Source organism: Hymenobacter cavernae, from assembly GCF_014641455.1.
Classification (GTDB): domain Bacteria; phylum Bacteroidota; class Bacteroidia; order Cytophagales; family Hymenobacteraceae; genus Hymenobacter; species Hymenobacter cavernae.
Window position 1 is genome coordinate 15,199 of sequence record NZ_BMHT01000012.1, and the last position, 25,040, is coordinate 40,238.

The window sequence follows — 25,040 nt, forward strand, 5'->3', positions numbered from 1 at the left end:
GAGCCTAGGCTTTCTTGCGATTTTATAGCGCTTTTGGGGTCAGGCTCAGAAGCCAACCTAGCTTTACTCACCGCGTCGCACTTCAAATTTCTGGTAGCCCTGCGCTGGTGCTTCCTGCACTTCTACCCTATCGACACGCGCGTTTGCTGGCCCCTTGCGGCACCAACTTTCGAAGGCTGACAGGGCTTCGGCGGAGCCTTCTGCCTCAATGAGGACGGAGCCATCCGGCTCGTTGTGGGCGTAGCCGGTGAGACCTAGCTTTTGCGCTTCTTTCTGGCTCGACTGACGAAAAAACACGCCCTGTACGCGGCCGTAAATGCGGAATGTGTGGTGCTTCATGCGAAAAATGCGGCTACTGCTTTGTGCAGCTGAATAAGACGCATAATTCTACGCGGAAGTTTGCCGATTAAGTGGTGAGGCTAGCTTAGCTACCCTTTATTTCTATTCCTTGCCGCATTTAGAAAGGCCTACCTAGCTCAATCAGCCAGCTTTTGCACCGATACCACATCAATAAGGCTCTTTTGGAAATTGCGAGTGCGCGCAAATACGCCCGTACCGTTGCTGGAGCCTTGCTGGTCGGTGTTGCCTTCGATAGTTTCAAAACAGTCGCCTACCACGCGGCTGATGATGCCGGTGTGATGCCAGTCCATTGAGTTTTGGGCGTTGCGCAGCAAGAATATGTCGCCCGGCTTGGCTAGTGCGGGGTTAATGCGCACGTCTTTGTTGCGCACCAACGATCTGCTTTGGGTGGCCGAGGTGCCAACCGTGTCGCAGCTCAAACTCATGGGCATCAGATCGGTGAAGCGCCGATTGAGCGTGGACGAGGCCTGATCCAGCACGGTTTGCACAAAGCCCATGCACCATTTGTAAGGCGTGCCGTCGGCGCCGTTGCAGTAGCTGCGCACCCACGAACCTAGGTTTTGCTGGGCATCGTATTGCAGCTCCCTTGGGTGATTTTGCAGGTGATTATCGGCGTATTTCACCACGAGGCTGCGCAAGCCGCCATTGGGTGGCAGCTGCGTTTCGAAGGCTTTTTGCAACGGCTGCGTGAGGCGGGCAAACAACGCTTTGTCGACCACACCGGTCGATGGCAGCCCGATGGCTTTCTGGTAATTCCTGACGGCCAGGGCCGTAGCATCGCCATATACCCCGTCGATAGTGGTGGCAATGGGCGCGTGCGGATGCTGGGGCGCATTGATACACAGCCACTCCTGAATTTTCTTGACATCCTGTCCGCGCGACCCGACCTGGCAGGTAGCCGTGAGCACAAGCTCTTTTTTATACTGAACCTTAAGCATGGCGAGAATAGAAATCGTATTGGTTGTTCATTTTCCTTGTGTCATGTCCACTGCAATTCCGGGTCGGGGTTCGGGCAAGCCGGCACCACCCGGCAGATAAATCCCAGCAACTCCATCTCCTTCTGCTCTGTCACTTGCAGCTGCACCGGCGGCGGTGGCGGCGCCGTGACGGTCGGCTGCAACACCCTAGGTCCTACCACGCCCGTCGGGATGCGGCTGGCCAGGATACCGGGCGAAATCGTAGCCATGCGCGTCGTTGCCACGGTAGCGGCAGGCGCGGCGGCTGCTTTTACCACACTGCCCATCAGCAGCTTATCGCTGCGCAATGCCACCATTGGCTGCGCCACGGTGAGCTGCGCGGCGGGTTGCAGCACGAGCGGCGCCGTGCGAAAATTGAAGCGGGTTTTGACGGCAGCAGGCTGCACCACCGTCAGTGGACGGCCTTTTCTGGCGGCCAGGTCTGTCATGGTTTTTATCAGCGCTTTATTCTGACTTTCCCGCGTCTGGAAAACCTGCACTTTGTTCTGAAGCACCGGCGCGATGGAGGCTTTTACTTTGCTGAATAACAGCTTATAAAAGTCGAGTTTATTCGTGGGAGGCGTTGGCTGCGGCGTCTGTTTCGACACGATTTTTATGTTGCGCACAAAGATCATTTTATCCGGAAACGAAGGCAGCTTGCCCTGCCCCTGCCCATCCGAAACCGGAAGACGACCGGCCGGTAATTTCCAGTAGCGCTGCAACAGAAAGTCCTGAAAATGAAACCACTCGCGCACGATATCCACCACCGTATAATCGAGCGTCATGTTCTCGATGTCGACGGCGGCATCTAGGTCGAATAATTTTCGCAGCCGCTCGGGCGCGCGTTGCAGCAGACCTAGCACTTCCGCTTTGTCGAGGGAAAGCTTCTGCCAGATTACCGCGTCATCAAAAAAATTGATGGGCGAAAAATGCGTGGGCAGATACGTTATTTCGTTCGCCAGCGTATCCACGGCCGTTGCCCTGGCAAATTCCTCATAGTCAAGCTTTAAGTCGGCTACGGTTTTGGTGGGCGAGTCGCCGGCGAGCAGCATGAAATCGGCCAGCTTGTTTTCGACTTCCGTTTTGCGGCCTTTGGTTTCCCAATTCACCATCGCTAGGTCGCACGCGCTTTTCAGGCTAGGTTCTTCGGCGGCCCACTGCTGCTTTATCTCGGCGGCGCCCTCGCCCTGGGCCGTGTCGGCGGCTATTTTGGCGTTTTTGTACGCGCTAAGTGCCTGTTTATAAATACCGTTGTAGTATTCATAATTCGTCAGCATATCCACCTGCTGGCCCGTGGCAGAGGCTACGGTTTGCTGCAAAAATTGCAGGGCCTGTTCGTAGCGCTGCTGTTGCTGCTGGGTGCGCTTGCTGGTGGCCGGCGCGCAGCTCGTCAGGATGTCGTGGTACACCGCGTCCAGCTCGTCGGAAGTGCTCGTAATTACGTCATCCAGCGCCGACACGAAGTTGAACATCTTCGAGAAATTCATGGCCCAGCCGGCGGTACTGCCGGCATCCAGACCGTATTTGGCGGGCTGCATAAAGTAGAAATTGTCCTTCGCCACCGGAAAGGCCCCGTTCTGAAAAGCCAGGAATTTATCTTTCTGCGGATTACCCGCAGCGTCCGTCTCGAAGATCAATTTCATCTTCGTCAGGAAGGCAACTGCAACGGAAGTATTCATGATCAATCGACTTAATAGGTGCCAGCGCTATTTATAATTGCGGTCCGGCCGATGTGGGCAGCAGCGCCAAACCTAGGTGCCGCTGCCCACGCTACCGGACAGTCGCTTAGTCGAACTTAGCTTGCGGGTCAGGGTTGGGGCACACGCCCACCAGACGGTTTAGGAAGCCAATCAGCTGCATACCAGCGCATTTGAAGCCCTGATTCGTTTCCTGATAAGAAAAGTCGTGGGTTTCTTTGCCGTGCGAGTAGCCGCCTTTCACCCGGAACGGGCCCCAGCCGGCGCTGGCGCTCGTGTTCAGCTGACTGCGGAAACTGCTGCTCTTCCAGGCGGCTTCGTCGAATTTCACTTCCAGATTGCGGGCGAAAATGGCGTTGGTCGAGTAGGCGATGAACGTGCCTTTGGGCGGCTGCCCGCCGTTCGAGAGCTGGGTAGGACCAAACGTCCAGGTGCCCGGATCGAGCTTCCAGCCGCGGCTGGAGAACAGCTCCGTGCCAAACCACGGCCGCAGAATCTTGACCTGCGCCAAATCGAAGCTCATGGAATACGTGGAGGTATTCATGCTGGCGTTTTTCCGCTCGCTGGAGCCGCTGGCCGAAGCGCCTGCGCTCCACAAACCTAGGTTAAGGCCACCGCCCGCGTTCCAGGCGTTGGTTACTTTGCTGGAATGTGAGGTGTATTCCTTCTCACTGAAGGAGTATTTTGGCCAGGTATTGTTATAGAAGTTAGCCGGATAGAGACGCGCCGGATAGAAGGTGAAATCCATATCAGGATCTGTGATGGCCGTGCGGTTGAAAACATCCCGCAGGTTGGCAAACCACGTAGCCATGCTCCGGCCCGTTACCTGCGCGATATAGCTTTCCATGTCCTCTACCTCGTTCTTGTAACCCGCCGACGTCCAGGCGTTCATCGCCGATTTCACCTTGTTGCGATAAATGGGAGCATTTACCGAGAAGTCATTCACGGCCATGACGGATTCGGCGGAGGCGGCGGCAATGCGCTTCATGTTATAGAGAAACGCGGCGTCCTCGTAGGACTGCATCTTTTCGACGTAGGCCTGCCGAACGGGTCCTTCAACGGTTACCGTTGTTTTCTCGTCGGTTACCAGGTTGGTTTCCTCTTTCGTTGTGTAAAGCAGCTTTTTAAATTTATCCAGCTTCGCTTTCTCAGCGGCCGATGGCTCGCTTCGAGTCACTTTGGCAAACTGGAGAATATTGCTGTAGATGTTGCTCAGTCGCTCCTGACTGTTGCGGTCGATGGTTTGCCCTTCTTTCATGGCGTACACGGCCGTCGGATCGGGTACAAAGTCCGCGAACATCGCAAAGTCAGCTGCTTTGCGCTTCAGATCCAGCACTTCGTTGGGGTCCTTGCTATTGAAGCCCTTGGAGAGAAAGGAAAAATCCTCGGGGCCAAACGGCATGCCCGGCGTAATCCAGGATACGAAGTTGTTTTTGCTGGCCGGCGCAAACTCGTCGCCGCCCGTAATTACGTCATTCAGCTTTGCGAGAGTCGCCTTCATGAGGTCCTCTGACTTGAAGATTGCCATACGAGTAAAAGAATTAAGTGAAAGGATGGGTGGAACGCCGGAATAAATAGGTGTGTAGCAACGCGGTAAGGCACGCCCAGGCACAGCCAGCATAGCGCTGACGAGCGGCAAAAACCAGTAGGTTGAGGGGAAGCAATAAGCCGGTTGAGTGCTACAAAAGCAGCCCAAACTGAGCAGACCCGACCTGAAGCAGGTCGTAACGAAGCAGAGAAAAACGCTTGAGCTGCAAGGGTGTGGAGCCCTGAAACAAAGGGCAGGTCGCCGGAAGCGGTAGGATCAGCTAACAAAGCGCCGACCTAGTTGAGTCCGGTTTTTTGTGCTGGTAAAAGCTAGCTTGGTTGAACAAAAATAGCGCACGCAGGCACGCCGCGCTATCACATGAGTATGTGATAGACAGTACATTACTTCAAAAAGCCAGAAGTAACCTAGGTTGCAACCTAGGTTAGCCGCGCTGCCGCACAGCCTCGAAAGTCATGATGGCGGTGCAGGTGCTCACATTCAGCGAATCGATGTAGCCGGCCATCGGAATCTTGATTCGCTCGTCGGCGGCAGTCAGCCATTGCTCGCTCAGACCCGTGGCTTCCGTGCCCATCACGATGGCCGACGGGCCGCGGAAATCCATGTTGGTGTACAAAGCCGTAGCCGCCGGCGTGGTAGCGTAGCTGCGAATGCCGTGCTGGCGCAGCCAGGCCAGCACCTCCTCGGTAGGCGCCGCGACAATTTGATTGGTAAATACGCAGCCGATGCTGGCCCGGATAACGTTGGGGTTGTAGAGGTCGGTGCGCGGGTCGCAGACGATGACGGCGTCGACGCGGGCGGCGTCGGCGGTGCGCAGCACGGCACCTAGGTTGCCGGGCTTCTCTACTGCTTCCAGAATGATTAGCAGCGGGTTAGCGGGCAATTGCAGCTCGGTGAGGCGGCGGCGCGGCGGGCGGGCTAGCGCCAGAATACCGTCGGAGCCCTCGCGGTACGCTACTTTCTCGAACACCGGCCGCGACACCAGAAACCAGTCGGTTCCCGAACCTAGGGTGGCGGCTAGCTCGCGCTGCCGCGCCTCATCGGTCAGTTCGGGGCAGACAAACAGGCTCGTGATCTGGACGCCTGCCTGCTGCGCAATCGTCAGCTCGCGGTAGCCCTCGATGATGGTGAGGTCCTGGGCCCGCCGCTCGGCTGGCTTCTGCTGAAGCTTGAGCAGGTTTTTGATGCGCGGGTTTTGCGGGCTGGTAATCGGATCGGCGGCAGGCATTGGCGTAGCGTAACAGGGAAAGCAGCAAGGCGCGCCAAACCTAGGTCTGAAGCTGGCGCCGCCTTGCGGGCGAAGATACGGCGACGCAGCACAAGACCGCCCCACGGCCTGCCCACACTTTTCGGCCGGCCGCCGTGTACCTTTAAGCTGCGAAGTACCACCATGTGCCGCTTACCGCCTGCCCGAATATGTACCTGAAGCTTCATACCAAGATCATTCTCGGCTTTACAATCTCGCTGAGTATACTGCTGCTCACCTCGTTAGCCGCGTATTTCAGTATTCAGCAGCTGGCCTACTCGACGCGCCTGGTGGAGCACACCTACAAAGTGCTCCAGTACACATCCGACTTGCGCATGCAAATGCGGGACGCCCAAAGCTCTTTGCGCGGCTATCTGCTCGTGAGCGATTCTGCTTACCTGAAAAGCTCTAACACCTACCTCCCCATCGTGCTGGCTGATTACGATTCGCTGCGGCGCTTAACGGTCGACAACCCTGCGCAGCTCATGCGCTTGGACACGCTGCGGCAGATTATCAGCGAAGAAAAGGAGTTCTTAGACCTCTGGCGCGGCGCGGCTCCTTCGCCGGAAGCGGCACAGGCACTTTTGCTCAGCGACCGGAATATGCTGGAAAGGCTTCGGCTTATTATCAATCGGATCAAAGACACGGAGGAAGAATTGCTGAAGCACCGCACGGCACGGCAGGATTTCTTCGAGAAAACCACGCCGTTGGCCATTTTGGTATCGGCGGCGCTGGCCATTATCACGGTATTGTGGCTGTTCCGCAAAATCTGGCAGGAGCTGAACGCCAACGCCCGGCTTCAGGCGGAGCTGGCACAGGTGAACACCGAAACCAGTCGCCGCATCCAGATCATTGAAAATCTGGCCGAGAAGGTCGTGCAGGGCGATTATAAAGTACGGATTCGCGACAAGGAAAAGGACAACCTAGGTAACCTGGCCACCTCTCTCAACCGCATGACTCAAACCCTCGACACCGCGTTCAGCGCCCTGGAAAACCGCAATAAGGAGCTGGACCAGTTTGCCTACGTGGCTTCCCACGACCTCAAAGCGCCCTTGCGCGGCGTGCTCACGGTACTGAAATGGATCGAAGACGAGCTGTCGCACGAGCTGTCGACCCAGATGTGGCAATACCTAGGTATGATGAAGGGGCGCCTTGCGCGGCTGGAAGACCTGATTAACGGTATCCTGGCGTATGCCCGCATCGGGCGCACGGAGCAAAAGCTGGAATCGGTGCGCGTGCAGGAGCTGGTGCAGGAAGTCGTCGACTTGGTGGTGCCCGCCGAATTCACCGTGCACATTGCCCCCGACCTGCCCACGTTCGTCACCGACCGGCTGAGCCTGGAGCAGGTTTTCACCAACCTGCTGAGCAACGCCGTAAAGTATCACGGCTCCGCCATTGGCACCATCACCATCTCCTGCTCTGAAACCAAGAAACTCTACGAATTCAGGGTAGCCGACGACGGCCCCGGCATCGCGCCAGAGTACCACGAGAAGATATTCCTGATCTTCCAGACGCTGCGCGACCGAAACACGGCCGAAAGTACCGGCATCGGGCTGAGCATTGTGAAAAAGATTATTGAGGAACGAAAAGGCAGTATTCGCGTGGAGTCGGCTCCCGGCGAGGGCGCAACGTTTATCTTTACGTGGCCCAAGGAGTAATTCGTTGCGTGACTGCGTACTGGTTTTAACGGCCACACGTAGTCACGCAACGAAATCTCTCTACCGAAGTCATTCATTTATTCAGTTACTCCATGCGTTCTGTTTTGCTGCTTGAGGATGACTTTTTTGATACGATGGTCGTGCAGAAATCCTTTGCCAAGTTCAACGTGCAGCACAAGCTCTACACGGCGTTCAACGGCCTGGAAGGTTTAGATATGCTGCTGGGCCGCAATGGCGTACCGGCCATCGACCCGCTGCCCGAAGTGATTCTGCTCGACCTGAACATGCCCAAGATGAACGGGCACGAGTTTCTGGCCGAGCTGCAAAACCACCCGCATCTGCGCCACATTCCGGTGTTCATCACCACCACTTCTTCCATGGATGTGGACCGGCTCAACGCCCAGAACCTAGGTGTGAGCGGCTACATTCTGAAACCCATTGATTTTGAGACCAACACCGACATGGTAGACAGCATGAGCCTGCTGGAAAAGCTGCTGAAGTGAGTGCTTAGTGCTGTAAAAAGCCAGGTTACGAAGAGAGCTGCATTGGTCAATGCAGCTCTTTTTGTTATTGCCCTCACTGGCTAAGCACCAAGCACTAAAAAATCTAGCTTCGCTTGTTGTTGCTCAGGTAGGCGCGCGCCTCCTGGTACATTTCTGATTTGCGCTCGGCTTTGTCGTTCACCACTTTATAGTAGCGCATGGCCATTTTCACGTCGCCGCTCTGCGCGGCAAAGTTGGCCAGGCTCAGGTTCGCGTCGAGGTAGTAGAAGCTGTTGGTTTCGCCGGTGCTTTCGGCAAACACGATGCAGCGCTGGTAGTATTCCGCGGCTTTTGCCAGGTCTTTGTAGCGGTTTTGCATCACCCAACCTAGGTAGTACGTCGCGTAGCGCCCGCTGATGGCTTCGTAGCCGGGCATGCCGCGGTTGAGCTTGTCGAGAATGTCGCGGCTTACCCGCTCGCATTCCCGGAAGTTGCGGGTATTAAAGCAGCTGAGCGCGTAAAAGCGCTGGAAATAAGCGTTATCGGGAAAATTTGTAGCCAGGTAGCGGGAAACAGGAATGGATTCGGCGGGCTTGTTTTCCTCATTCATCAGGATTTTCATGAGGAAGTAGCGCGCTTCCAGACCCGTGTAAAAACCCGTTTCGGCCACCGTCTTGAGCTGCTGAATACCTAGCTCCCGGTTTCCTCTCGGGAAGAACAAGAGCACCGGCTTGAGCAGCGTGTAGTTGTCGCCGAGCCACACGGCGTAATAATTAACCAGCGCCTGCCCGAACAGGAACTCCGGGCTTAAGCCATTGGCTTCTTGGCTTTTATTAAGGTATTCGAGGGCCCGCTTGCCGCCTATGGCGGCTTTCATCATTTCGTGCCGCTCGCCGTGCAGGTGCGCCGCAAAACCATAAGCGGCAGCCAGGAAAAAGCAGGCTTCGTAATTCTTGTGGTCGGCTTCGTAGAGCTTCTCGCCGTGCACGATGGCCGTGTCCATGTAGGCGTAGAAGATGTTGTCGTATTGCTTAGTTTGCAGGTTCGTCGGGATAATTTTCCACCAAGTACTCAGGCCCAGCAGGAAGTACGGCATGGGGTGACGCGGGTAGCGGCGGCGCAACGAGCGAAACTGCTTTTCGGCCTTGTCGAACTTGAAGTTGTAGAGGTTCTGCACCGCGCCTTCCAGCTCCGTCTGAATGTCCTGATCCGTTAGCAGCCAGCTCTTTGTGTCGATGGCTTCGGGCAGCACATCCACATTGCCGACCTCGATGGTGCGAATGGGCGTGCGGGCTGTATCTGCTACCTGCTGGGCTCTTACGCTAACCGTCAGCAGGAGCAACACAAAAAGAGAAAGCAGTCTTTGGATCATAAAAAGGAAGCTTATACCCACTTACTCCTGACACTCTGGTACTACTGGAAGCACGTAAAGATATTTAATCTATAACTATTTTGAGCGAATAGGTTGCTGCGTCTCGCTGCTACAAACCTTGTACCGAGTACTAAGCATAGGGTAAAATAGCTTTTATAAGACATAAAAACACATAATTAATCCATAATCATTAGGCAGCACCAGTATGGTTAATCGGCTTTAAAATTGCACTTATCAAAAACAAGACAAGCTACATCAGCTGTTATTCCCGCAAGCGGAAACCTAGGTCAGATTAGCACTATTTTGCTAGGCAAGTTGCTTTCGCAGTCGAATTCAGCCTATAAAAAGACTTTGCAGGAATGCTAAACGGCGGGCTGTTAGTATCGCCCTTGCCTAAAGTTCAATTCTGACTAAGAACGATGCAAAATTACTTTGTCCTTGCATCGGCGTCAATCGCCTATTCATGTGAGTAGTCCAAGTTGCAGCGTAGCAACCAAGGGCTTTTCGCAATTTATTACCCTGACCTAGCTTTACGCGGTTGTTTGCACAGTGGTGAGGTGCACACGAAATGTGGCGCATTTACCGTTAATTGAAGGTCGTGAACCGAGCAGCTTTGCGGGGGTGCTTCACCCAAAACCCATTCGGCTGCCTTCTTTTTCAGGACCGTTCTTCTTTTTCTTTTCGTGTCATGCGCTTTCACCCGCTCTTTTTGCTGTTTTCTTTTTCCGTCTTCCTGCCGGGTTTCGCCCAGGCGCAGGAAACCCCACGGGAGCTGAATTCTTTACCTACGGCGCCCCCTGCACCAGCGCCCGCCCCTGCCCCGGCTCAACGTCAGCTTAGCACTGCCCCCGTCGTGCCCGATTCGGTGCGTGAGCAGCAGCGCCAGCGCCAGATGGCTCCACTCCCGCCCGAAACCACCCGCTTTGCCGTCGGGCTGAAAAACGGCCAGGTGCTGCGGGCCTACGATGTGGAAGTGAAACAACCGGTTTTTGGCCGCAGCTTCCTGCTGGTAGATGGTATGCAGCGCTACGATCTAAGCGACGTGCGCTACTACGACGACGAAACTGGCCACTATGTGCGCACGACGCTGCCCAAGTCGCGGCGCGAAACCACGCTGCGCCGCGACCGGCAGGGCCGCATCAGTCTGTACTCGATTACCAGCACGCAGTACGCCGGCAGCGGCTTTGGCTATCCGTATGGCGGCTATGGCGGCTTCGGGCGCTACGGCTATGGCGGCTACGGCCCCATGTACCGGACGGTGAAAACGGAGTATTTCAGCAAAGACAATGGCCCGGTGCAGAGCATGACGCTCCGCAACCTAGCTATTGCCACTGCCGACAACGCCGGCAGCAGCGCCTTGCTAGCCAAAGCGCGCAGCTACCAGCGCATCACCACGCTTAGCTACGTTGCGGCGGGCGGTGTGATGCTGGCCGGCCTGTTTACCACCCTCAATCCGGGCAGTTCGGTTTCGGGCGTGTCGCCGCTGATTTATGCGGGCGTGCCGCTGCTGATTGTGCCGTTGATCGTGGGCGGCAAGCAGCAGAACAGCATCCGGCAAGCTATTGCGCTTTATAACCGCGGGTTGCAGTAACCTCAACCTAGGCCGGCTGCGTAAGCACCTGTGTGGCTGCTACCTCCCCTCCTCTCCCCGATCTGGAAACCCTGCGTGCGAAGGCGCTGCTGGTGCATGAACGCTTGTGCGCGGAGTACGGCGCGCCGTTTCCATTTTTCAGTACCAAAGACCCGCTGAGTGAGCTGATCAGCGCGCTGTTGTCGCACCGTACCCGCAACCAGGATTCGCACCGCGCTTACCAGCAGCTGGTGGCTCGCTTCCCAACCTGGGAGCAGGTGCGCGACGCGCCCACGGCAGAGGTGCAAACGGCCATCAGCTCCTGCACCTGGCCCGAGCAGAAAGCGCCGCGCATTCAGGCAGTGCTGCGCGAAATCAGTGCGCGTTGCGGCGGACCTTGCGACCTAGCTTTTCTGGCCGAAAAATCGGTGCCGGAAGCCAGGGCTTGGCTGGAAACCATTCCGGGCGTGGGGCCCAAAACCAGCGCTGCCACGCTGCTTTTCAGCTCGTTGCGGCTGCCGGCCATGCCCGTCGACAGCCACCACCACCGCGTAGCCCAGCGCCTCGCCCTGATCGGCCCCAAAGTAGGCACCGAAGCGGCGCACGCGCTGCTAGAGGCGCTGTTGCCGCCCGGCTGGGACGCCCAGCAGGTATACGACCACCACGAGGCACTGATGTATCATGGGCAGAAATGCTGCTACTTTCACTCGCCGGCCTGCGGGCGGTGCGTGGTGCTGGACCAGTGCCCGTATGGCCAGGCCCGGCTCAGCGGCGCGGTGCTGCCCGTGCTGGCGTCCAGCAAGTCGTCGTAGCTTACAACCTAGCTTTTTGCCTTTTACTGACCTTGATTTCGCCGACCTAGGTTTTGCTTTCCGGTGAGGCAATAGTCTGGCAGCCCGCAACGGTTCTGCTACTTTTGCGCCGCCTGTTTTTTGCTGCCATGCCCGCCATTCTTCACCTCAAAGCCAAGCCCAACAGCAAAGCAAACCAGCTGCTGGTAGCCCCGGATGGCAGCGTGACGGTGCGCCTGAAAGCGCCCGCGCAGGATGGCAAAGCCAACGCCTGCCTGCTGGCTTACCTGGCCGGGCTTTTTGGCGTGCGCAAATCGAGCATCACCTTACTAACCGGCCACACGGCGCCCTTCAAGAAAGTATCGCTCGACACCGTCGATGAAGCTTCTTTGCAGCAGGTATTAGCTCGTTATCAACAGCTTGCAACCTAGGTTCAGCTGATCTGAGCTTGCCGCAGGCCCACCTCCATCTTGGCGGCGTAGCGGGCAATGATATCGGCGCGGTCGACGCCATTGATGATGCGCCGGGCGTTGCGGTAGTCGGTTACGGGGCCGTGCAGGTAGTGTTCCAGCGCCTTGCCCGTAAACAGGCCCTGCCGCATTCCGAGCGAAGCAATGCGGTAGCTCACTTCCGGATCGAGGGCCAGCTCGGGCTTTTGCTCCAAACCCAGGCTGAGACGACGCCCGAACTGCCGGTAGTTGGCCCGCCCCGTAAGCTGCACGTAGCCACGGCCTTTGTATCGCGCGCCGTCGCCTTTTTCCACGTTGCCCAGCACCCGACCGGTGTTGGTAGCAGGCTCGTAGCGCTGAAAGTACGTTTCGGAGCCTCTTTCCTCGATGGGCTGCCACGTATCGGCGCACTCGTGCTTCACGGTGGCGAGCATGTAGGCCACCCAGCGCATATCCGTTAGGCCGGGGTCGTGCTCAACGAAGTCGAGCAGGTGCTCGATGCCGTCAATCTGACTTTGGGTGAAGCGCAAATGCGCCTGCTCGCGGTATAAATCAAACAGCGTTTTGTGGTCGAATTTCATGGCTTATCTCGCGTAGTCTGGTTGATAATGCTTCTTCTGACAGGGCCAATCAGCGGAAGTAAGCATGGAAAACGTTTTGCTGATCAGCCCTTCTAAATAAGCTACAACCAGGGTCTGCATCAATCACATAAGCATGTGATTGATGCCTTAAAACCTAGGCTCTCTCCACCTCCGTGCGCTCGGCCGTATAAGACTTCGCTTGTCCACCTTTTTCCCTTCCACTTATGGCGTTTCCTACCTGGGCTCTGGCCGGTTTTTGGGGTCTCGTATCGGGCTCGGCGCTGCTGCTGGGCGCTGGCGTGGGCTATTTTCTGCGCGTGCCCCAGCGCCTTATTGCCGCCATTATGGCCTTTGGCAGCGGCGTGCTCATCTCGACTTTGTCGCTGGAACTGATGGAGGAAGCGTACATGAAAGGCGGCTTCGATGCTACCGCCATTGGCTTTATTGGTGGCGCAACTGTCTATACGCTAGCCAACTGGATTTTGGCCCGCCAGGGCGCCAAGCACCGCAAGCGTTCCGGCAAGCAGCAGCACGAAGAGCGCCAACAGGTGAAAACAGGCGCCAAGAACGGCACCGACGCTGGCGACGACAACGGCATGGCCATCGCCCTAGGTGCCCTGCTCGACGGCATCCCGGAAAGCATCGTTATCGGGCTGAGTTTGCTGGCCGGCGGCGCGGTGAGTACGGTAGCCGTGGTAGCCATCTTTCTCTCCAACCTGCCCGAAGGCCTTTCCAGCGCCGCCGGCATGAAAAATGCGGGCCGCTCAGCAAGCTATGTTTTCTGGCTCTGGACCGGTATTGCCGTCATTTCGGGGCTGGCTTCGCTGGCGGGCTACGCCGTATTCAGCCACTTTTCGGCCGATGTGGTGGCGGCCACTACCGCCGTGGCAGCCGGCGCCATCCTGGCCATGCTCGCCGACACGATGATGCCGGAAGCCTTCGAGGAAGCCCACAACTTCACGGGCCTGATTACGGTGCTAGGTTTTCTGGCGTCGTTTTTCCTGAGTAAGATGGGAGATTAAGCATCTGACTACGAGGCAGAATACTTCAGCAATAAAGAACCAAGCAGCTTTTGGGGCTTTCTTACGATCATTAGTCCACACACTTGCTATAAAGTTGTGCTACTACTCAGTCTTACTTTCCAACCTAGGTGCGTTTGTTTCAGCGCCTTGGCATGGTGTTAGTCCGGGTTAAAATTTGCTTACCCGTTACCTGCTAATCCTTTGTGCTCCTGGCTTAAGCGTGTAGCTTGCCACAGTTGCTTGTTAAAATTACTATGTCCGCTTTTTCCGATCCCGCTGCTATTCAGCCTCTTCTTGAGGCGCTTTCCTTCTCCCCCGATAATCTGCCGTTGCGCAAGCACGTAGCGGCGCTGCTACTTCAGGCCGGGCGCCTGGCCGAAGCCGAAGACACGTACCGCGTCGGCTTGCGCCAGACACCCACCGACCCCGACTTGCAGCTTGGCCTGGCGGAAGTGTACGCAGGATTGAGCAAGACTTCGGCGGCTTTTGTGGTCGTGGAAGAGTTGCTGGCCAGTTACCCCGAGCACGCCCGTGCCCACCTGCTGCATGCCCGCTTACTGGCCCGCACCGGTCAGCTCGCCGCCGCCCGCGAAGCCTACGAAACGGCTCAGCACTACAACCCGGCACTGGAAGATGCGGAATTAGTTGCCCAGCTTCGGGAGCGAGCAGCGGCGCAGCCCGCCCACGGCGGCCCGCCGCCCGAGGCACCTGGCAACGCGGGGTTGGTTATCGATGAGCACGCCTTGTTCTCGGGGCTGGAAAAACCGAAAATCAACTTCTCCGACGTGGGCGGCATGGAGCCTGTGAAAGAGGAAATTCGCCTCAAGATTATTCACCCGCTGCAATACCCTGATCTGTACAAAGCCTACGGCAAAGCTACCGGTGGCGGGCTGCTGCTGTACGGTCCGCCCGGCTGCGGCAAAACCCACCTGGCCCGCGCTACGGCCGGCGAGGTACAAGCCTCCTTCATTAATGTCGGCATCAACGACATTCTGGATATGTGGCTAGGCAACAGCGAGAAAAACCTGCATCAACTCTTCGAGATGGCGCGCCTGCAAGCACCCTGTGTGCTATTTTTCGACGAAGTGGATGCCCTGGCTGCCAACCGCCACGACCTGCGCCAGAGCGCCGGCCGCTCGTTGGTAAACCAGTTTTTGGCGGAGCTGGATGGCGCCACCCGCACCAACGAGGGCGTGCTCATCATGGCCGCCACCAACGCGCCCTGGCACCTTGATGCCGCCTTCCGCCGCCCCGGCCGCTTCGACCGCATCGTGCTGGTGACGCCGCCTGATGAAGCTGCCCGCGCCGCCGTGCTGGAGGTGCTGCTGCGCGAAAAGCCACTGGCCGCAAGCGTGAATGTGGCGGCTGTAGCAGCCAAAACGCCCGGCCTTTCGGGCGCCGACCTCAAGGCATTAGTCGACACGGCCATCGAAGCTAGGTTGCGGGAGTCGATGAAGCTAGGTCGGCCGTTGCCCATCGAGCAGAACGACTTGCTGACTGCGGCCAAAGAGATTCGGGCCAGCACGAAGGAGTGGTTTGCCACGGCCAAAAACTACGCGCTGTACTCGAATGAAGGCGGCGTGTACGATGATATTCTGGTGTACTTGGGGATTAAGAAGCCGTCGGCGTAAGCAGAATTCAAATCGTGCCTATTTCTTACCCTTATCACCGAATTGAGCTTTTACTTCGGCAGCAGCGTCCAAAGTTAGCAGAAGAAGTATGTCGTGACTTGCTAGCACAAGACGGGCAAGATATAGTGGCTCATTTATTTCTGGCGCAGGCTTTATTAGACCAAAACCACTGCTCTGCGGCAGAAGAATCCCTGATTTACCTATTGAGCTTGGAACCAGAACTTCACAATGCTCACTACCTATTAGCTTACGTGCAACAGGAGCAAGGGCGGCTGGGTGAAGCTCAAAAATCGATTCAGGAAGCTTTACGTTTACACCCATTTTCCTCCGCCTACCATGCTACTGCCGGGTCCATTGCCCTGGCAAATGGACAACCACAGAAAGCACTGAAATTTGCTGTCAATGGGCTAACTTATGAACCTACGCACGTCGGATGTCGCAATCTACAAGGGCGAGTATTAGCGCTATTAGGCGAACACAAAGATGGCATTGCAGCATTAAATGTTGCTTTGGGAGCAAATCCGCTGGTGTCTCAAACTCATGCCAATGCTGGACAGATATACCTGGAAGCTGGTCAATATGCCTTGGCACGCCAGCATTTTGCTGAGTCACTGCGTTTGCAGCCAAACGAAGAGGCAGCGCGCGAAGGATTGTTGCGAGCGTTCAAAAGCCGGTTCTGGCTTTATCGAATGTTAATGCATTGCCACTTATGGCTAATCCGCCAACTTGGCCTTAATTTAGGTCCTGCTGACCGGCGGGCACTTGCTTTTGTCGTACGCTTACTTCTCTTCATCATAGGCTTTGCTCTCTGGCAAAGCCCATCCTCCTCCGGCAAACCATCCGGTGGTGATACGGGCATGCTCTTTCAGGCCTCGATCATTGTATTTGTTGTCTTTCTGTGGGGCTTAAAGCTACTATTTAACACCCTTGTGCGCTTCGATGCCCACGCACGGTATGCGCTGAGTGCAGCAGAGGTACATGGTTCTAATGTGTTTGTTGGGTACGTGATGGGCGTTAGCTCCTGTCTTGCTGTTTTGAACTTACCAACGCAGATACCTACTGTATTGCTTGGAACTACCTTAGCCTTACTTGTACCAATCTCAAGTAGCTATCTGACAAATAAACCAGATTATACGCCCTTCGCATCCCGACTATGGGCTGCGGGCATTGGACTATTAGGAGCTTCAGGGGCGTACAATGTCTTACAGCCAGATTATAACGCTGCACGTATTTGGCTGCTCTGTGCAGGATTGACAGCCATAGCCTATGTTGTTGTCTATGATCTTCGTTATTCAGACAAATATATCTCTTTTTTCAATTACCTAGGTTTCGGTAGATTATTGTTCATCAATGGAACACGTTTCCTCCCATCACTGGTCTGAACGCATCCTGCTGCTGCTTCGCCAAGGCCGCGCGCCCCAGGCGGAACAGGAGCTGCGGCGCATTCTGCAAGCCGACCCGACCGATGCCCTGGCCCATGCCTGGCTCGGCATGTGTTTGCTCGATCAGGCCAAGTTGGAGGAAGGACAGTCGGAAGCCGAAACTGCCATTCACCTGGCACCCGAGTACGATTTTGCCTACTACCTGCTCAGCCTGGCGCATTTGCGGCAGCACCGGCAGCCGGCGGCGCTGGTTGCCATTGAGCACGCGCTAGCCCTCGACCCGACCGATCCAAATTATTACCATACCCTAGGTATTATCCGCTTTCAGCGGCACCAGTGGCAGGCGGCATTGAAAGCGGCCGAATCGGGCCTCTCCTACGACCCCGAGCACGTCGACTGCCTGGGGCTGCGGGCCCGCGCCCTTACCCGCCTCGGCCGCCGCGACGAAGCGGCTGATGCCCTGGGTCGCGCCTTGCACCAGGACCCCGACGATGCGGGCACGCACGCCGACGCCGGCTGGGTGGCGCTCGAAACAGGGAAAGCCAAACCCGCTTTGGAGCACTTCCGGCAGGCGCTGCGCCTCTCTCCCACCTCCGAATACGCCCGCGAAGGCCTGGTAGAAGCCTTAAAAACGCAGTACTGGCTGTACCGCAACTTTATGCGCTTCGGCTACTGGTCGTCTTCGCTCAGCGACGGAACCCGGCGGGCGCTCTTTCTGGGACTATTTGTTTTCACGCGTTTCATCCCGGTGCTGCTGCCGCTGTATCTGGTGCTGGTGTTCATGAGCTGGTTTGCTGATCCGTTGTTTAACACGCTTTTGCGCTTCAACACCTACGGGCGCCACGCCCTGAGCCAGACGCAGGTGCGGCAATCAACCCAGTTTTCGGCGCTGCTCGGCGTGGGTGTTGCGGCGCTGGCGGCTAGCTTCTTCACCAAATCTGACGCCTTGAATATGCTCGGGATGGTAGCCATGGGCTTACTTTTTCCGCTGGTTGGCACCTGGCGGCTTGCGGTACCCGCCCAACGCCGGCGCTCGTTGTGGTTTGGGGTAACGCTGGCGGTGCTAGGTCTGATAGCGGCTGGCCTCGCCGCCCTGCACGTAGGTCCGCCCTACGAAAGCATCTTCTTCGGCGGGTTCCTGATTGGTACGGTGCTGTATATCTGGTTCTACGCGTTGCGTTAGAAGCGTGTAGAACTTGTAGCGCGAACTCTGCAGTTCGCGTATCGTTGGACGGCCGTACCTAGGTCTTGCTAGGTTCTGGGGACAGTCGCCGTTTTGTAGCGCGAAAATCTGTTTCGCGACGAGCAACGCGAGTGCCAACGTGTTTGGCTCCATGCCGTCGAGCACTGCGGACTACTCGCGTTGCTCGTCGCGAAACAGATTTTCGCGCTACTGTTCACATGCCCTCGTACTGGTCGTTTAACGACGAACGCGCCGTGGCGCGTTCCTACGGCAACCGCACTTCAGCCACCCAAAAAATCTTTTCTTAGCGAGGGTGATAATCAGGCAAAACGAAGATTAATAGTCAGAACTTCCGCTTGTATGAGAACTCAACCCGCTACACTTGGCCCAACGGCACCTAGCCTCGCATTGCAACAGGCGTTGCGGACGGACCGGGAACGGACGCTCACCGACCTCTACCGCCAGACGTTTCCGGTCGTGCGCCGGCATGTGCTGCGGCACAGCGGCTCGGCGCAGGATGCCCAGGATGTGTTCCATGACGCGCTAATCGTGTTTTACGAAAAGGCCGTGCACGGCAACCTGGTCCTGACGGCCGCGCCGAGCACTTATCTGGTCAGCGTGTGCCGCAACCTTTGGCACCGGGAGCTTAGCCGCCGCAGCCGTCAGCCTAGCGCCGCGCTGCTGGATGAACACGCGGAGCTAGCCGAAGCAGCCGCGCCCGAAGTAGCAGAAGCGCCTTCCGGCTCCAATTCGGTACTGGATTACGTGGAGCAGCTTGGCGCGAAGTGCAAAAGCATTCTGGTTTCCTTTTACTACTTCAACGAGCCGCTGGAGCAGATTGCCGCCGCGCACCAATATCGCAGTGTGCGCTCCGCCACGGTGCAGAAGTTCAAATGCCTGGAGCGCCTGCGCAACGCCGTGCGCAAGGTGGCCGCTACTGTACTTGAATACTAACCCCATGCGCCCCGAGCTAGAACGTCTGCAACGCATTGAGCACTACCTACTCAGCAACCCGCAACCCGAGCAGGTAGCCGACTGGCGCGTGCAGGAGCTGCTCGATGCTGACCTGGCTTCCGATACTGATTTTCAGCGCCGCGCCTACCAAGGAATACACGCGGCAGGCCGAAAGCAGCTCCGGCGTGAGCTGGCGGCCATCCACCAAAAGCTTTACAGGAATCAGCGCCAAAGCCTGGCAGATTACTTCCGACAAGCACTTACCAACCTAGGTCAGCAGCTCCGTCGCTTTCTTGTCAACCTAGGGTAAGTCGCACTCTGCGCCCTCTGCGGGAACCCGGAACTGTCCAGTAACACCTCCTCCAACGTATCACTTGCAAGTGCTTTTCCGAAGCGCCAGGAACCCCATTCCCTGGACTTTGGAAGCGGGCTTGCGCATTTTCATTTCGTATGCTCAGCAAACAAGAATTCCGAAAATTCGCGGTGCATGGCCAAGGTATCAACAGCCTGGGTGTGGATAACTACCTGCGCCAGGTAGAAAGTCAGGCGCAGCCCCTCGTCACGGCCATGACGCGTTCCGTTATTGAAGAACGCCCCACGCGCTTCGCCGAAATCGACGTGTTTTCGCGCCTGATTATGGACCGTATTATTTTCCTCGGTACCGCCGTCGATGATCAGATTGCGAATGTGATTACTGCGCAATTGCTGTTTCTGGAATCCGTTGATGCGCAGAAGGATATTCTGCTGTACGTCAACTCGCCGGGCGGCTCGGTGTACGCGGGCCTAGGTATCTATGACACAATGCAGTACATCGGCCCCGACGTGGCAACCATCTGCACGGGCGTGGCCTTGTCGATGGGCGCGGTGCTGCTGGCGGGCGGCGCGAAGGGCAAACGCTCGGCCCTGCCCCACGCTCGCGTGATGATTCATCAGCCCTCGGGCGGCGCGCAGGGTCCGTCGGCTGACATCGAAATTACGGCCCGCGAGATTCTGAAACTGCGCGCCGAGCTGTACACCATCCTGGCCCATCACACCGGCAAGACCTACCAGGAAATTCACGACCACTCCGACCGCGACTATTGGCTCCGCGCCGACGAAGCCAAAGCGTACGGCCTCATCGACGAAGTGCTGGAGCGCAAGGAAATGCCGCAGCTAAGCTAGAGTTAGAAGATGTGGACAGCAAATAAAAGCCCGTCATACTGAGCTTACCGTAGAGATGCTTCGGCAAGCTCAGTATGACGGGCTTTTCGACTTCTTAAAAACAGCTTCAACAAAAAAGCCGTCGGCTTCACACTGACGGCTTTTTGTTGAAGCTAGGTTGGGCAATTACACCCGCTCCGCTACGAGGTCTTTGTCTTTGCGGTAGGTTTTCTCAAACTCTTCATCGACGTGGTAAGTCGACTCTTCGTGCTGGCTCAGGTCGAGGCCTAGCTCTTCCTCCGATGCCTTCACGCGCAAGCCGAAGAGCTTGTCCGTTACTTTCAGCAGCACCCAAGCACCTACAAAGCAATACGCTATGACAATCACCAGCCCAAGCAGGTGGTAGCCAAACAGCGTGGTAGTGCCGTGCACGAGGCCACCGTTGTTAGCGAATACGCCGGTGAGAATCATCCCGACAATACCGCCTAGGCCGTGGCAGGGAAACACATCCAGCGTGTCGTCGATGCTGGTGCGGCTGTTTTTCCAGTGCACAGCGGCAGCGCTAATCAACGAAGCTACCATGCCGATCAGTACGCTCTGACCGTAGTCGACGTAGCCGGCAGCGGGCGTGATGGCCACCAGACCAACCACCGCCCCGATGCAGGCGCCCATTGCCGTGGGCTTGCCGCCGCGGGCTACTTCAATCAGCAGCCACATCACCAGGGCTGCGGCGGAAGCCAGGTTGGTGTTCGCAAAAGAGAGAGCCGCTAACTCAGTGGCACCCAAAGCTGAACCAGAGTTAAAGCCAAACCAGCCCATCCACAACAGCCCCGTGCCCAGGAGCACATACGGCACGTTCGGCGTTGAAAAAGACGTGCTGCGGCCTTGCGCCACGCGCGGACCTAGCACCATAGCGCCAGCCAGGGCTGCAATACCGGCCGAAATGTGTACCACCGTGCCACCAGCAAAATCAAGCACGCCCCACTTGTGCAGGAAGCCCTCGGGGTGCCAGGTCCAGTGCGCCAGGGGGCAATAAATGAACAAGCAAAACAGCACCATGAAAGCTAGGTACCCTTTAAAGCGTACCCGCTCCGCGAACGAGCCAGTGATGAGCGCCGGCGTGATAATGGCAAACTTCAGCTGAAAAGCGAAGTACAGGATCAGCGGAATAGTGGGCGAGAGCAACGGGTGCGTGGCGGTGCCCACGTTGCGCAGCATGGCAAACGTGAACGGGTTGCCAATCAGGCCGTGCCAGCTGTCGCCATAAGCCAGCGAGAAGCCGACGAAGTAAAACACCAGCGTAATCACGCCCATCGCCACGAAGCTTTGCAGCATCGTCGAAATCACGTTCTTGGGGCGCACCATGCCGCCGTAGAAGAACGACAGGCCCGGCGTCATGATCAGCACGAAAGCTGTAGCGGTCAGCATCCAGGCGACATCGGCGGTGTTGATGGTGCCGGGCGCTGCCGCTGGATGGTTGGCCGGCATGAAAGCCGCTATAACTCCCAGCAACAAACAGGCGAGGAGCGCAAACAAACTTAGACCAGGCCGGAAGCCCGTAGAGGAACTAGACATAGTGCTTTAAACGGGTAAGTTTTGAGATGTGGCTACTATGAAATCTTATGGCAAGATACCAGATACATTAACAATCATCCAACATACACCTCCAAAATCAGAGTACTTTCTCTGAAAACCACCCTTTTTCTAACAAACTCCTCTTTAAAACAGAATAGCTAAGTCCGAAATTGATTTTATCGAAAATTGGCCTCTTTTCCGCAAAAAGTACTTTCTCGCAAATCACGCAGCTTCTAACAGTTGCGTAGTTGCTAACTGCGTTGCTGCGCTTCCAGCTTACTTTTTCAGGCATAGCGTTCCGACCTAGCAGCAAAAGCTGTCAGGCACAGGCATAAGAAAACTCCAAACACTTACAGGCGTTGTAGCAGCTGCTCTAGCAGCACGTGCCCGGCTGGCCAGCTCCCGAGCCCCGACGCGGCATTGATGTGGCCGAGTGCTCCAACCTCGACCAAGGTACTCCCCCACCTAGCCGCAAATACCTGAGCGCGGGCCAGTGACACGTATTCGTCATTGGCTGAAGCCACTACGATGCTCGGGAATGGTAGCAGTTTTTGGGGCATCGGCGCAAAGCCGAAGACTTCGGGCGGAAAATCAGCCCGCTCTGTGTCAGCTGGTGCCACGAGCATAGCACCGACTACCGACACCGTTGGAAAATGCTCCGCCCAATGGCCGACGGTGCTGCACCCTAGGCTGTGCGCTACCAACACCACCCGCGGCCCGGCTTGTCGTACCGCCTTGTCCAATTCGCGCACCCAATCGGAGCACCTAGGCCGGTTCCAATCTTGCTGCTCCACACGCGGGTAGCCGTATTGCTCAGCCCACTGGCTTTGCCAATGGGCTGGCCCTGAATTACCTAAGCCGGGAACGAGCAGAATAGTCGGTGTCATCTTACAGTCCTAGGATGGCGCCATACACACCATTGACCACTTCCGCCATCCGCCGGAAGTCGAGCGTTTCGATGGTGTCAGTGGCCTTGTGGTAATTCGGGTTGCGCAGGAAGGAGGTGTCGTTGATCATCACCGCATCGTAGCCGTAGCGCCAGTAGTTGCGGTGGTCCGACAGGCCAGCTAGGCCCTGGGAGGTAGGCAGGTTGATGCTCTGCACATCAATTTTGGCGTGCGCCTTCATAAGCGTTTTGATGCGCTGCGTAATCCCTTCCTGCCCTTGCTTGCCAACTACCGTAATAAAGTTGCCTGTGTTGGGGTAGAGCGCCGCCAACCTAGGATCGGGGAATTGCTGCGAGCCGGGCTCGTCGCGGAAGTAGCCGATCATCTCGTAGCAAATCATGGCCTTCACCGGCGCCTTCTCCGCGTTTACCGACTTGGCATGCACGGCGCTGCCCATGTGGTCGGTGGCAAAATAGGGCGGTTCTTCCAGCGAAAACGCTACAAAATCAATCCGATGTTTGAGCGTGGGGTTTTGCTCGTGCAGTAGGCGCGCCGTTTCGAGCAGGCCGGCTACGGCGCTGGCATTATCGTCGGCACCGGGTTGGTCGCCGCATACGTCGTAGTGCGCGCCTACGATGATGCGCTCGGCCGTGGGCGGCCCGAAAGAGGCAATGACGTTGCGGTACTCGTGCCCGTCCACCGGAAATTTCTGCTCCTGCACCGGAATACCTAGCTTTTGCAGCTCCGCGTGGATGTAATCGGCGGCTTTGTTCAGCGAACCTAGGTTGCGGTGGTTGCGGGCGGGCTGTAGCGAAGTCAGGAACTTCACATCGGCGTGCAGGCGGGCTTGGTTGGCAGCAGGCATGGGCAGTGGCGCTTCAAAGCTGGCAGTTAGGTTTGGGCCTTGGGCACGCAGCCCAAAGCAAGCCAGTAGGTTCAGCGTGATTACGGCTGCGAGTAGTTTGCGTTTTGCCATTTTCTAGTAAGCATCCGGTGAGCCAGAACGTCATGCTGAGCTGGCCGAAGCATCTCGCGTGCAATGATAAACCAGACGATTGGAGTTAGCATTGCACGCGAGATGCTTCGACCAGCTCAGCATGACGGTTTAGGCAAGTCTTCACTGAATCAGCTTCCGAAAAAACGGCTCCAGCTCGCTCGCCATTATGGCGTGGTCTTCCACATTCGGGTGCCCCAGGCAGCCTCTGGCCTGCATCGGCTGAAAGAAATACACGGCCACGGGTTTATCCGTCGGAAAGCTGGCGTCGGTTTTTTGCTTTACGGCGGTCAGGCAGTTTTGCAGCAGCGTTCGGTTTTTGCCGTTGATCATGGGGCTGCTCAGCAGGGCAATCTGCGCTTTGGGGTATTTCGCCTTTACCAGCTTCACAAACTGCACATAGTTGCCCACGAAGCTGGCGCTGTCGAACGGCAGGCGGGCGGTTTTGCCGTCGCCATTGCTGAAGTCGTTGGTACCGAGGGCAATACTCACCACTTTCGGGCTGTACGTCGCGAAGTTCCAGCGCTGCGGGTTCTTATCCTGAAAATCAATTTTCTCATACACCTGCGGCATGGTTGGGCTGAGGCTGTTCCAGTTGCGGTAAACCCCGATGCCGCTCACGCTGCTCAGGATAAAGTTGGTTTTCAGTGCCCTGGCAGCCCTAGGTCCGTAGGCCATGTAGGCGTTGTGCTGATCGTGGTACTGCCCAGCGCCGCAAGGCACTTCCGACGGGTCCATGGCCGCGCCGCAGGTGATGCTGTTGCCGATAAACTCAATCAAAGGCGCTTTCGAGTTGGGCATTGCCTTCACTTTCTGCCCTGTTATTTTCTGGATGGCAATGGCACCCGTGTGCGCCTCGGTGGCTTTGTAAACCCAAACGGTATGCTTGCCCGCGCCAGGTGCCGTTATGGTAATCGGCTCCTTCGAATTGCCGGTTACTTTAAGGCGTTTCTGGTACACGCCATCCAACTCGTATTGCAAGTAATTGTGGCCTTGGGTGTTAGGCAGTGAGGCAAAAATCTGGCATTCGGTGCCTTCGAAGCTAAAGCCAAAATGCACCGCCGAGCTGATCAGCTCAAGCTGCTCTTTATTAAGCAACGTCCTCCCGTACGGCTGCAAGGCAGCGGCGGGCAGCACATCTGTGACTTTGGGAACGACACGCGGCGGCGCAAAACCTAGGGTCAACGCGCTAAAAGTTATTAGCAGACAGTGGGCGGGAATTTTCATGCAGAAAGTACGGGGCTTGTTTTGGCGGCGGGAGAAGCTGAACCCAGGTGCGCAGGGCTTTGTAAGTCGTAAAATAAACAAGAACGTCATGCTTCGACAGGCGCAGCATGAAGTTCTTATTTCCGTCTGTTCGGCTGGATTTACAATCCGGTTGCTGCGAACGGGAGATTTATAATCCCCGCCCGCGAAGCGGGCACTTACACCAGAACAATCTCAAACGGCGTGGCCCCGGCGGATTACAAATCCGCAGCTCGTAACGACCGGATTATAAATCCGGCCGAGCAATCAGGCGCCCAAGCGGCAGAACTCGCGTTGCTCGTCGCGGAACGGATTTCCG

23 protein-coding genes are annotated in these 25,040 nt (G+C 56.8%); 12 read left to right on the plus strand and 11 right to left on the minus strand.

Features of this window, described 5'->3' with window-relative positions; all coding sequences use genetic code 11:
* Positions 1–63: 63 nt before the first annotated feature.
* The 5 genes from IEX74_RS22100 to IEX74_RS22120 all read right to left on the minus strand — a co-directional run bounded on the left by IEX74_RS22100 (position 64) and on the right by IEX74_RS22120 (position 5,787).
* The gene (locus IEX74_RS22100; protein ID WP_188816269.1) at positions 64–339 is read right to left on the minus strand and encodes an acylphosphatase; all 276 of its coding nucleotides are present in this window, start codon (positions 337–339) and stop codon (positions 64–66) included.
* A 137-nt stretch (positions 340–476) separates the two neighbouring features.
* Positions 477–1,298 (minus strand): peptidoglycan-binding protein, encoded by an 822-nt coding sequence (locus IEX74_RS22105; RefSeq protein ID WP_188816270.1) that lies wholly within the window; start codon positions 1,296–1,298, stop codon positions 477–479.
* Positions 1,299–1,339: 41 nt separating this feature from the next.
* Positions 1,340–2,995 carry a hypothetical protein gene (locus IEX74_RS22110; protein WP_188816271.1) on the minus strand — a complete coding sequence of 552 codons (1,656 nt, stop codon included), beginning with the start codon at positions 2,993–2,995 and terminating at the stop codon, positions 1,340–1,342.
* 106 nt (positions 2,996–3,101) lie between these two features.
* Complete coding sequence (locus IEX74_RS22115) at positions 3,102–4,541, minus strand: hypothetical protein (protein WP_188816272.1); 1,440 nt, start codon at positions 4,539–4,541, stop codon at positions 3,102–3,104.
* A 442-nt stretch (positions 4,542–4,983) separates the two neighbouring features.
* A complete protein-coding gene (locus tag IEX74_RS22120; protein ID WP_188816273.1) occupies positions 4,984–5,787 on the minus strand; it encodes a TrmH family RNA methyltransferase in 804 nt (267 codons plus the stop codon).
* 188 nt (positions 5,788–5,975) lie between these two features.
* On the opposite strand from IEX74_RS22120, the gene IEX74_RS22125 reads away from it, so the two are divergent.
* Both IEX74_RS22125 and IEX74_RS22130 read left to right on the plus strand, forming a co-directional pair.
* Positions 5,976–7,463, plus strand: a complete 1,488-nt coding sequence (locus tag IEX74_RS22125) for a sensor histidine kinase (RefSeq protein WP_188816274.1) — start codon at positions 5,976–5,978, stop codon at positions 7,461–7,463.
* Positions 7,464–7,555: 92 nt separating this feature from the next.
* Positions 7,556–7,966, plus strand: coding sequence for a response regulator (locus tag IEX74_RS22130; protein WP_188816275.1), 411 nt, complete (start codon positions 7,556–7,558; stop codon positions 7,964–7,966).
* A 103-nt stretch (positions 7,967–8,069) separates the two neighbouring features.
* Here IEX74_RS22130 and IEX74_RS22135 read toward each other — a convergent pair whose 3' ends face one another.
* The gene (locus IEX74_RS22135; protein ID WP_229755417.1) at positions 8,070–9,317 is read right to left on the minus strand and encodes a tetratricopeptide repeat protein; all 1,248 of its coding nucleotides are present in this window, start codon (positions 9,315–9,317) and stop codon (positions 8,070–8,072) included.
* 688 nt (positions 9,318–10,005) lie between these two features.
* Between IEX74_RS22135 and IEX74_RS22140 the strand changes: the two genes are divergently transcribed.
* The 3 genes from IEX74_RS22140 (at position 10,006) to IEX74_RS22150 (ending at position 12,109) form a co-directional block, all read left to right on the plus strand.
* On the plus strand, positions 10,006–10,908 hold the full coding sequence (locus tag IEX74_RS22140) for a hypothetical protein (protein ID WP_188816276.1): 903 nt from the start codon (positions 10,006–10,008) through the stop codon (positions 10,906–10,908).
* Between the two features lie 32 nt (positions 10,909–10,940).
* Entirely contained in the window at positions 10,941–11,699 is a 759-nt protein-coding gene (locus IEX74_RS22145) for an endonuclease III domain-containing protein (protein WP_229755418.1), read from the plus strand.
* Between the two features lie 128 nt (positions 11,700–11,827).
* Complete coding sequence (locus IEX74_RS22150; protein ID WP_188816277.1) at positions 11,828–12,109, plus strand: DUF167 domain-containing protein; 282 nt, start codon at positions 11,828–11,830, stop codon at positions 12,107–12,109.
* Between the two features lie 2 nt (positions 12,110–12,111).
* Here the strand turns inward: IEX74_RS22150 and IEX74_RS22155 are convergent, their stop codons facing one another.
* Complete coding sequence (locus IEX74_RS22155) at positions 12,112–12,708, minus strand: hypothetical protein (RefSeq protein WP_188816278.1); 597 nt, start codon at positions 12,706–12,708, stop codon at positions 12,112–12,114.
* A 224-nt stretch (positions 12,709–12,932) separates the two neighbouring features.
* Between IEX74_RS22155 and IEX74_RS22160 the strand changes: the two genes are divergently transcribed.
* The 7 genes from IEX74_RS22160 (at position 12,933) to IEX74_RS22190 (ending at position 20,041) form a co-directional block, all read left to right on the plus strand.
* Positions 12,933–13,730: a ZIP family metal transporter gene (locus IEX74_RS22160; RefSeq protein ID WP_188816279.1), complete on the plus strand. Its 798-nt coding sequence runs from the start codon at positions 12,933–12,935 to the stop codon at positions 13,728–13,730.
* Between the two features lie 254 nt (positions 13,731–13,984).
* Complete coding sequence (locus IEX74_RS22165; protein ID WP_188816280.1) at positions 13,985–15,361, plus strand: AAA family ATPase; 1,377 nt, start codon at positions 13,985–13,987, stop codon at positions 15,359–15,361.
* Positions 15,362–15,375: 14 nt separating this feature from the next.
* Entirely contained in the window at positions 15,376–16,743 is a 1,368-nt protein-coding gene (locus IEX74_RS22170) for a tetratricopeptide repeat protein (RefSeq protein ID WP_188816281.1), read from the plus strand.
* Positions 16,712–17,926, plus strand: coding sequence for a tetratricopeptide repeat protein (locus IEX74_RS22175; protein ID WP_188816282.1), 1,215 nt, complete (start codon positions 16,712–16,714; stop codon positions 17,924–17,926). Before IEX74_RS22170 ends, IEX74_RS22175 begins: the two co-directional genes overlap by 32 nt.
* A gap of 360 nt (positions 17,927–18,286) precedes the next feature.
* Positions 18,287–18,880 carry an RNA polymerase sigma factor gene (locus tag IEX74_RS22180; protein WP_188816283.1) on the plus strand — a complete coding sequence of 198 codons (594 nt, stop codon included), beginning with the start codon at positions 18,287–18,289 and terminating at the stop codon, positions 18,878–18,880.
* Between the two features lie 4 nt (positions 18,881–18,884).
* On the plus strand, positions 18,885–19,190 hold the full coding sequence (locus tag IEX74_RS22185) for a hypothetical protein (protein ID WP_188816284.1): 306 nt from the start codon (positions 18,885–18,887) through the stop codon (positions 19,188–19,190).
* Between the two features lie 140 nt (positions 19,191–19,330).
* On the plus strand, positions 19,331–20,041 hold the full coding sequence (locus IEX74_RS22190) for an ATP-dependent Clp protease proteolytic subunit (RefSeq protein WP_188816285.1): 711 nt from the start codon (positions 19,331–19,333) through the stop codon (positions 20,039–20,041).
* 165 nt (positions 20,042–20,206) lie between these two features.
* On the opposite strand, the gene IEX74_RS22195 is transcribed toward IEX74_RS22190, so the two are convergent.
* The 4 genes from IEX74_RS22195 to IEX74_RS22210 form a co-directional block, all read right to left on the minus strand.
* The gene (locus IEX74_RS22195; RefSeq protein WP_188816286.1) at positions 20,207–21,595 is read right to left on the minus strand and encodes an ammonium transporter; all 1,389 of its coding nucleotides are present in this window, start codon (positions 21,593–21,595) and stop codon (positions 20,207–20,209) included.
* A gap of 350 nt (positions 21,596–21,945) precedes the next feature.
* Positions 21,946–22,482, minus strand: coding sequence for an RBBP9/YdeN family alpha/beta hydrolase (locus tag IEX74_RS22200; RefSeq protein WP_188816287.1), 537 nt, complete (start codon positions 22,480–22,482; stop codon positions 21,946–21,948).
* 1 nt (position 22,483) lies between these two features.
* The gene (locus tag IEX74_RS22205) at positions 22,484–23,458 is read right to left on the minus strand and encodes a M28 family peptidase (RefSeq protein WP_229755419.1); all 975 of its coding nucleotides are present in this window, start codon (positions 23,456–23,458) and stop codon (positions 22,484–22,486) included.
* 141 nt (positions 23,459–23,599) lie between these two features.
* Positions 23,600–24,703 carry an SGNH/GDSL hydrolase family protein gene (locus IEX74_RS22210; protein WP_188816288.1) on the minus strand — a complete coding sequence of 368 codons (1,104 nt, stop codon included), beginning with the start codon at positions 24,701–24,703 and terminating at the stop codon, positions 23,600–23,602.
* Between the last annotated feature and the right edge of the window lie 337 nt (positions 24,704–25,040).

Excerpts from the sequence above, each read along its gene's own strand:
- IEX74_RS22180 (WP_188816283.1), top strand. The coding sequence starts at position 18,287 with ATGAGAACTCAACCCGCTACACTTGGCCCAACGGCACCTAGCCTCGCA.
- IEX74_RS22105 (WP_188816270.1), bottom strand. The coding sequence starts at position 1,298 with ATGCTTAAGGTTCAGTATAAAAAAGAGCTTGTGCTCACGGCTACCTGC.
- IEX74_RS22100 (WP_188816269.1), bottom strand. The coding sequence starts at position 339 with ATGAAGCACCACACATTCCGCATTTACGGCCGCGTACAGGGCGTGTTT.
- IEX74_RS22200 (WP_188816287.1), bottom strand. The coding sequence starts at position 22,482 with ATGACACCGACTATTCTGCTCGTTCCCGGCTTAGGTAATTCAGGGCCA.
- IEX74_RS22160 (WP_188816279.1), top strand. The coding sequence starts at position 12,933 with ATGGCGTTTCCTACCTGGGCTCTGGCCGGTTTTTGGGGTCTCGTATCG.
- IEX74_RS22125 (WP_188816274.1), top strand. The coding sequence starts at position 5,976 with ATGTACCTGAAGCTTCATACCAAGATCATTCTCGGCTTTACAATCTCG.
- IEX74_RS22210 (WP_188816288.1), bottom strand. The coding sequence starts at position 24,703 with ATGAAAATTCCCGCCCACTGTCTGCTAATAACTTTTAGCGCGTTGACC.
- IEX74_RS22175 (WP_188816282.1), top strand. The coding sequence starts at position 16,712 with ATGGAACACGTTTCCTCCCATCACTGGTCTGAACGCATCCTGCTGCTG.
- IEX74_RS22135 (WP_229755417.1), bottom strand. The coding sequence starts at position 9,317 with ATGATCCAAAGACTGCTTTCTCTTTTTGTGTTGCTCCTGCTGACGGTT.
- IEX74_RS22150 (WP_188816277.1), top strand. The coding sequence starts at position 11,828 with ATGCCCGCCATTCTTCACCTCAAAGCCAAGCCCAACAGCAAAGCAAAC.
- IEX74_RS22190 (WP_188816285.1), top strand. The coding sequence starts at position 19,331 with ATGCTCAGCAAACAAGAATTCCGAAAATTCGCGGTGCATGGCCAAGGT.
- IEX74_RS22155 (WP_188816278.1), bottom strand. The coding sequence starts at position 12,708 with ATGAAATTCGACCACAAAACGCTGTTTGATTTATACCGCGAGCAGGCG.
- IEX74_RS22165 (WP_188816280.1), top strand. The coding sequence starts at position 13,985 with ATGTCCGCTTTTTCCGATCCCGCTGCTATTCAGCCTCTTCTTGAGGCG.
- IEX74_RS22185 (WP_188816284.1), top strand. The coding sequence starts at position 18,885 with ATGCGCCCCGAGCTAGAACGTCTGCAACGCATTGAGCACTACCTACTC.
- IEX74_RS22130 (WP_188816275.1), top strand. The coding sequence starts at position 7,556 with ATGCGTTCTGTTTTGCTGCTTGAGGATGACTTTTTTGATACGATGGTC.
- IEX74_RS22195 (WP_188816286.1), bottom strand. The coding sequence starts at position 21,595 with ATGTCTAGTTCCTCTACGGGCTTCCGGCCTGGTCTAAGTTTGTTTGCG.
- IEX74_RS22140 (WP_188816276.1), top strand. The coding sequence starts at position 10,006 with ATGCGCTTTCACCCGCTCTTTTTGCTGTTTTCTTTTTCCGTCTTCCTG.
- IEX74_RS22115 (WP_188816272.1), bottom strand. The coding sequence starts at position 4,541 with ATGGCAATCTTCAAGTCAGAGGACCTCATGAAGGCGACTCTCGCAAAG.
- IEX74_RS22205 (WP_229755419.1), bottom strand. The coding sequence starts at position 23,458 with ATGGCAAAACGCAAACTACTCGCAGCCGTAATCACGCTGAACCTACTG.
- IEX74_RS22110 (WP_188816271.1), bottom strand. The coding sequence starts at position 2,995 with ATGAATACTTCCGTTGCAGTTGCCTTCCTGACGAAGATGAAATTGATC.
- IEX74_RS22120 (WP_188816273.1), bottom strand. The coding sequence starts at position 5,787 with ATGCCTGCCGCCGATCCGATTACCAGCCCGCAAAACCCGCGCATCAAA.